Origin of the sequence: Xenococcus sp. PCC 7305, from assembly GCF_000332055.1 — a bacterium.
Classification (GTDB): Bacteria; Cyanobacteriota; Cyanobacteriia; order Cyanobacteriales; family Xenococcaceae; genus Xenococcus.
This window is the reverse complement of record NZ_ALVZ01000220.1, coordinates 62,278-68,835: the sequence shown is the minus strand read 5'-3', so window position 1 is coordinate 68,835 and position 6,558 is coordinate 62,278. Positions and strand designations below refer to the sequence as shown.

Below are 6,558 nucleotides of genomic sequence, written 5' to 3'. Positions count from 1 at the left end.
GGTAACTGGCATAGTGGGAGAATTAGACTCACCACTATGCCCTGTTCCACTTAAAGAAGTGGAGGAATTCAACCTAAAGGGATAAGTTAGAAGTAATTTTATCCTTCTGCCCTCTGCCCTCTGCCTTCAAGGGCGAAGCCCCGTTAAACAATTTAATTGGAATAACCTAGTTTGACTCAACTCAAAGATAAAGTAGTTTGGATCACAGGAGCTTCTTCCGGCATTGGAGAAGCGCTGGTCTACGAAACCATCAAAAAAGGAGCGAAATTAATTATTTCTGCTCGCAGGGAGCAAGAATTGTTACCTGTTCAAAACAATTGCCAAGAGTTTAATTTAGATCATATAAAAATTATCTTGACTTTTGACTTTTGACTCTTGACTTCCCCATCAGGGGCTCATTACTTATTACTTATTACTTATTACTCATTAATTTATGTTCCCTCAAATTTCTACTATTGAGTTGCTAAAACTATCATCTGGTGACACATTAGCTCTTCAAATTTACAAATTTATTGGTAAGACAACAGGCAAAAAAGTATATATTCAAGCCAATCTTCATGGAGCAGAAATTGTCGGTAATTCGGTAATTTATGAGCTAATTAATTTTCTTTCTGGTTTGGAAGAATCTGCCATAGTAGGAGAAATTTGGTTAGTCCCTGTTTGTAATCCCTTGGGGACAAATCAACGAGGACATTTTTTTTCTACAGGAAGATTCAATAGTTATGATGGAATTAATTGGAATCGCATTTTTTGGGATTACGAAAAAGAATGTTCTGACTTAGAAGAGTTTGCGCGATCGCAGATGCATAATCCGATCGCCTTAATCCGCAAAAACTATCTTCAAAAAATGCAAACTGCCTGGGCAAAACAATTGTCAAAAATCCAAAAACCAAGTGGCGTTCCCTGGCGACAACAATATCGCTATCAATTACAATCTCTATGTTTAGATGCTGACTATGTGATTGATATTCACAGTTCAAGTAACCAGGCAATTGAATTTACATTTTGTTTTCGGGAAATACAGAATAATGCTAAGTATTTTCTCTTAGATTACGGAATTCTCATGGATAAATATGATGGGGATGCTTTTGATGAAGCTTTTCTTAAACCTTGGTTAGCATTAGAAAATGAATTTACTAAACTAGGCAAAGATATTAAACTTGACATCGAATCCTGGACCTTAGAATTGGGTTCGGGAATGACAATAAATCCTGAATCTGTAGCTAAAGGGGTCTCTGGGATTAAAAATTATTTGGCTTTTAAAAAAGTTTTACAAAATATAGAAATCAATCATTCTCACTCGACTCGACTCGTTTCCAGAAAAGATTTAGTAAGTTATTATGCGCCGACAGGGGGGATGATTCAAAATCGTCTAGAATTAGGATCTAAAGTTACAGCAGGAGATCGCGTTTATCAGTTATTAACTTTCAACAAACAACAAGAATTGCCAAGCATAATCGATATTCATGCAGAAACAGATGGGATTATCTTCGATATATCTACCAATCAATCTGTCAATCAAGGAGAATATGTTTTAGATATTTTAAATTATTAATTAATTAATTTGCTTTTTTTCCAATATTTGTTCAAGGGAAAATAAATGGCAGGAGTCCAAAGACTATTAATCAAAGCTGAAATAATTACTATCTTCTGATAATCTTGCCAAATCTGGGAAACAGGTAGCATTTGTTCCCAAATATATTGTAAAGCCACAATAGTTTCTGCAAGAATTGCGAGGAAAAAGGTAATTATAACAACCGAGATTAAATCTTCTCCTATATATTTTTGTTTATTAAAGCTAGCTGCAATGACTCCAACGGTTACTAAACTTAGAATATGAGAAGGTGGTGCAACAGTTATACCATCATAAATTAAGCCTAATGAAATACCTGCGATCGCAGCTTGCCAAATTGGTCTTTTGACACTCCAAACAATCACCAAAATTAAAATCCAATTGGGGCTAATTCCTAATATTTCTATTCCTGGAAAATCTAACAGCAGTAGTAATGAACAGAATGTGACTGAACTTAATATGATAAAAATATTTGATAAATAGACCGCCATATTTGGGTAATGGGTAATGGGTAATAGGGAATCAAGCTTAGAACCCATAGCTTGAGTTAAGCTTAACCACGAAATGAAAAAATGTAGATGACTAGAATTATAATTGTTGGCTGTGGGATTGTCGGTGCTGCGATCGCCTATGAATTGAGTCTGATTCCCTCATTGGAGATTACGGTAATCGAACAAAAAACTCCCGCCTCTGGTTCTACTGGTGCAGCTTTAGGCGTATTGATGGGAGTAATTAGTGGCAAAAAAAAAGGCAGGGCCTGGAAATATCGAGATTACAGTTTGCGGCGTTATGAAACCTTGATTCCTGAACTAGAGGCCAAAACAGGCGTTAAGATTCCCGTAAATCGTCAAGGAATCGTTAAACTACTCTTTGAAGGTGATAATTTAGAAAAATGGCGACAATTACAACAAAATCGTCAGAATAACAATTGGCAATTGGAAATTTGGGACAGAGAATATTTAACTAATCAATGTCCTCAAATCTTAGATGAAAGAATTGTTGCTGCTGTCTATTCTCCTCAAGACAGACAAATTAACCCTCAAATTTTGACAAAAGCCTTAGTCGAAGCGGCAACTGATAATGGGGTTGAGTTTAAATTCGGTGTTAGCGTCAATAAAATCCTCTCCTCTGCTCAAGAAGAATATTCCCAGAGGATCATGACCAGTCAAGGAAATTTGGAGTCAGATTGGTTGATCCTGGCGGCGGGTTTGGGCTCGACTCCCCTTACCGATTCGGTATCGCAAAAACTAGATTTACGTCCTGTTGTAGGACAAGCAATGAAACTAAAAGTTAATCAAGATCTAGGATTAGCTGAGTTTCAACCAGTCATTACAGGCAATGATATCCATCTTGTTCCTCTTGGCAATCAAGAATATTGGCTCGGTGCTACAGTCGAATTTCCTGACGAGCTGGGTAATGCGATCGCAGAACCAGAGTTATTAGAGAAGATGAAAGCAGACGCGATCGCCTTTTGTCCTGAGCTGAAAAATGCAACCATCCTAGAAACTTGGTCTGGCAAACGCCCCCGACCCCAAGGACAACCAGCCCCAGTAATTGGTAAATTAGCGAACTATCAAAATGTTTTATTAGCAACAGGACATTATCGCAACGGAGTTTTACTGGCTCCTGCTACAGCAAAAGAAGTTATTGACTTGATTTCTTAGAACCATTTCATATTCCTAGGGGAGAAAGACCTTTCGCCCCTACCGACATTGATAATCAACTCCAGCGTTGATCAAGAGTTCGCATGTAGGAATGAAACGCCGCATCTTGTACTGGAAGCAACAAAGCATTTTGGTCAGAATCATTATGATGGGAATGCCAAAGTCCAGGAGGTGTCACAAACACAGAGCCCGACTTCCAGTAAACCCTTTCTCCATTAACAATATTACCGTCCGCATCCAAAGATTTGCCCACCAATGTATAGGCCGATTCTGGGGCTTCAACAACTAAATCGATCGCGACAGAATTATGGCAATGGGGTTTTTGTTGGGATTTTCCAGGCAGATAAACCATCAATGCCCAGAGAGTATGGGTCAAGCTACGAGTTAATTGAGTTTCCTTATTGCCAAAAAGTACCCCGATACGATTGCGCTTCTTCGCTCCTGGTTCCTGGGCGATTTGTTCTAATTCTGCAATAATGCGATCGCCTGGATACAGACTAGGCTTGAAACGTGGTTTGGTCGCCGTCACGCCTAAATAATTTACTAAGGCTTCGTCACTCACCCAATAGATAGCAGTATCTGAACTTGCAGAATGGATCAGCCCACTACAACTTGGCAAGGTGAACAAATCGCCTTTAGACCATTCGATAGTGCCATATTCGGTTTCGGTAGTTCCTTTTCCTCGGAGCACATAAAACATCTGAGCGGTCGCAGGGGAACTTGTCTTGAGGCTTTCTTGCTCACGAATCCGCAAAAAATAAGCACTGATTAAAGGAGTAGTAGCGGGAGCGACAGATTGCATCTGCCCAGACAAATCTAGAGGAATAACTCTGGTCTGACCTTGCTGATGGAGTTCGGCATCAAAACTTGTACAGGGAATTGCTGGGAGCTTGGGGGCCACAGCTGCTGAGAATTCATAGTACAAAGTGTCGGCATCCCACTGAGTTGCGGAGTTCGATTGAAGATCTAGATTCTGAATCATCTTACTAATATCGCTCAGATGTAGTTTATGGTTGGAGTGATTCTAGCATAGACAAATTACTATTTCAAGGTAGCAACTTATAGTTTTTAGTCTATTCATAACTTTCCCAAAAATATCGACTCAGACAATTAAAATTTTTTTTAGTACAACTGATGACTGATTAAATTTCTGCGGCTGTTGATTCAGTTATCGCCTAGGCCAAGAAAGTTCTTTACTGAATTAAAAGCATTACTTAGATCTTTGAGAGAAACTTTAAACAAGGACAGAATGCCTACAATAATTAGAATTCCACCGATCAAGAAGTTATCTTCATACAAAGACAAACCGACAACTACAATAAAATAAGGGGAGACAATCCGACTAATTTTTTCTACATTGTTAACTAGCTCTGAATTAGCTACTTCTGGAGTTTCTGGGGTGGATGTTTCTGGTGCAGACTCAGAAAAAGGCAGATTGGGGGAGAAATCACCATCAGAATTAAGCTTAGAAGGGAAGTCAACTTCTGGTACGGTTGGAGTTTCTGTCTTTGAAGTTTCGCGAGAAGATTTGCCAAACATAATTTTCGGGATAATTACTACTACCACATAAATATGTTAGCTGTAATAAATGATAATTGTTTACTGTTAACTGATCACTGTTAACTGATCACTGAATTAATGTCTTTAATCCGTCTCCTGATTTTATTTGTTGGTTTGAGCCTGATATTGGGACTCTCGATTTGGCTGGTAGCATCCCTGTACCGACTTTATATTCAGGTTTCTTTTACTGCTCCTTTTTTAGCCAATTTTCTACTTTTATTACTAATTGTTCTAATTGGACTATTAATTGCAGGATTTATTTATTATTTCAATTTTTATACGGGCAAAAAAGGTTCTCGCAAAAGGTCTCGTTCCGGTCGTATTAATCCCAAGATTCCTGCCGATAAGACTCAAGCCGCAGCCCAGAATCTCAAAGCGATCGGGCAACAAGTAGGAAACATCCAAGACAGTATTGCTAGAGAAGCATTTTTAAGGCGATCGCAGGAGATCGAGGCAGATTTGGAGCGTGGAGAGATCCGTATTGTCGTGTTCGGTACAGGTTCATCGGGTAAAACCTCTCTGGTTAATAGTCTGATTGGCGATATTATGGGAGATGTCAATGCCACAATGGGAACGACTACCGAAGGAGAAACCTACAGCCTCAAACTCAAAGGAATTGCTCGGGAAATTTTGATTACGGATACTCCGGGCATCTTAGAATCAGGAATTGCCGGGACTAAGAGAGAAGAGTTGGCCAGAGAGTTGGCGACCGAAGCAGATTTATTATTGTTCGTGGTGGATAACGATCTGCGGCAGTCGGAATATAATCCACTCTACGATTTGGCAAACTTGGGTAAGAGATCGCTACTCATTTTAAATAAAAGCGATCTTTACACAGAAGAAGATCAAGCTACGATCTTGAGGCAATTACAAGAAACTGTTAAAAGTTTCATTGCTAGTTCCGATGTCATTGCGATCGCAGCCAACCCGCAACCTGTTGAATTACGCAGTGGTGAGATTATTACACCTGAACCAGAAATTGCACTTCTCATTAAGAGATTAGTTGCTGTTTTACGGGCTGAGGGTGCAGATCTGATTGCCGATAATATCCTATTGCAGTCCCATAGATTGGGAGAAGATGCCCGAAAAATTATCGATCGCCAAAGACGCAGAGAGGCCGATAAAATTATTGACCGCTATCAGTGGATTGGTGCCGGGGTCATTGCGATCACTCCTTTGCCCGTGGTAGATATGTTGGCCACAGCAGCAGTTAATGCCCAAATGGTAATTGAAATTGGACGAGTTTATGGTTGTGAATTAGATCTCGAAAAAGGCAAAGAATTGGCTTTGTCCTTAGGAAAAACCCTAGTTAGTTTAGGAGTTGTCAAAGGTACAGTTGATTTGCTAGCCAGAGCACTACAATTTCATTTTGCTACCTATATTGTCGGCAAAGCTATTCAAGGGGTTTCAGCTGCCTATTTAACTCGAATTGCCGGTAAAAGTTTTATTGAATATTTTAGACGCGATCGCAATTGGGGAGATGGCGGCATGAGCGAAGTTGTGCAGCAGCAGTTTCAACTAACTCGCAAAGATGAATTTATGAAGTCTTTTGTTAAGGATGCGATTTCTAAGGTAGTGCAACCGATGAAAGATAGTTGGGAAGAAGAAGAATTGGAACCAGTAGCAGAAGATGATTGGTAAAAAATTAGGCTTTCTGGCTTTTTATAGGCTTTCTGGCTTTTTATATGTTCTGTTCTTTTAATGTGGCTGAAATTGAATTGTGATGCTAGATTGGCTGCAATTTGGCTTAAATTTAAATTT

At 39.3% G+C, this 6,558-nt stretch carries 7 protein-coding genes; 4 read left to right on the top strand and 3 right to left on the bottom strand.

Annotated elements, in window-relative coordinates:
- Positions 1 to 171 precede the first annotated feature (171 nt).
- Together XEN7305_RS20270 and XEN7305_RS20265 are read left to right on the top strand one after the other, a co-directional pair.
- On the top strand, positions 172 to 372 hold the full coding sequence (locus XEN7305_RS20270; RefSeq protein ID WP_040898817.1) for an SDR family NAD(P)-dependent oxidoreductase: 201 nt from the start codon (positions 172 to 174) through the stop codon (positions 370 to 372).
- 61 nt (positions 373 to 433) lie between these two features.
- Positions 434 to 1,555 carry a succinylglutamate desuccinylase/aspartoacylase family protein gene (locus XEN7305_RS20265; protein WP_006511382.1) on the top strand — a complete coding sequence of 374 codons (1,122 nt, stop codon included), beginning with the start codon at positions 434 to 436 and terminating at the stop codon, positions 1,553 to 1,555.
- Here the strand turns inward: XEN7305_RS20265 and mreD are convergent.
- Positions 1,552 to 2,112, bottom strand: a complete 561-nt coding sequence (gene mreD, locus XEN7305_RS20260; RefSeq protein ID WP_006511381.1) for a rod shape-determining protein MreD — start codon at positions 2,110 to 2,112, stop codon at positions 1,552 to 1,554. The two genes, XEN7305_RS20265 and mreD, sit on opposite strands and share 4 nt — an antisense overlap.
- Before the next feature lie 39 nt (positions 2,113 to 2,151).
- Between mreD and XEN7305_RS20255 the strand changes: the two genes are divergently transcribed.
- Positions 2,152 to 3,237 (top strand): FAD-binding oxidoreductase, encoded by a 1,086-nt coding sequence (locus tag XEN7305_RS20255; protein ID WP_006511380.1) that lies wholly within the window; start codon positions 2,152 to 2,154, stop codon positions 3,235 to 3,237.
- Positions 3,238 to 3,292: 55 nt separating this feature from the next.
- On the opposite strand, the gene XEN7305_RS20250 is transcribed toward XEN7305_RS20255, so the two are convergent.
- Together XEN7305_RS20250 and XEN7305_RS20245 are read right to left on the bottom strand one after the other, a co-directional pair.
- Positions 3,293 to 4,219 carry a hypothetical protein gene (locus XEN7305_RS20250; protein ID WP_006511379.1) on the bottom strand — a complete coding sequence of 309 codons (927 nt, stop codon included), beginning with the start codon at positions 4,217 to 4,219 and terminating at the stop codon, positions 3,293 to 3,295.
- A 182-nt stretch (positions 4,220 to 4,401) separates the two neighbouring features.
- Positions 4,402 to 4,776: a hypothetical protein gene (locus tag XEN7305_RS20245; protein ID WP_006511378.1), complete on the bottom strand. Its 375-nt coding sequence runs from the start codon at positions 4,774 to 4,776 to the stop codon at positions 4,402 to 4,404.
- Between the two features lie 99 nt (positions 4,777 to 4,875).
- Between XEN7305_RS20245 and XEN7305_RS20240 the strand changes: the two genes are divergently transcribed.
- Complete coding sequence (locus XEN7305_RS20240; RefSeq protein ID WP_006511377.1) at positions 4,876 to 6,438, top strand: YcjF family protein; 1,563 nt, start codon at positions 4,876 to 4,878, stop codon at positions 6,436 to 6,438.
- Positions 6,439 to 6,558 lie beyond the last annotated feature (120 nt).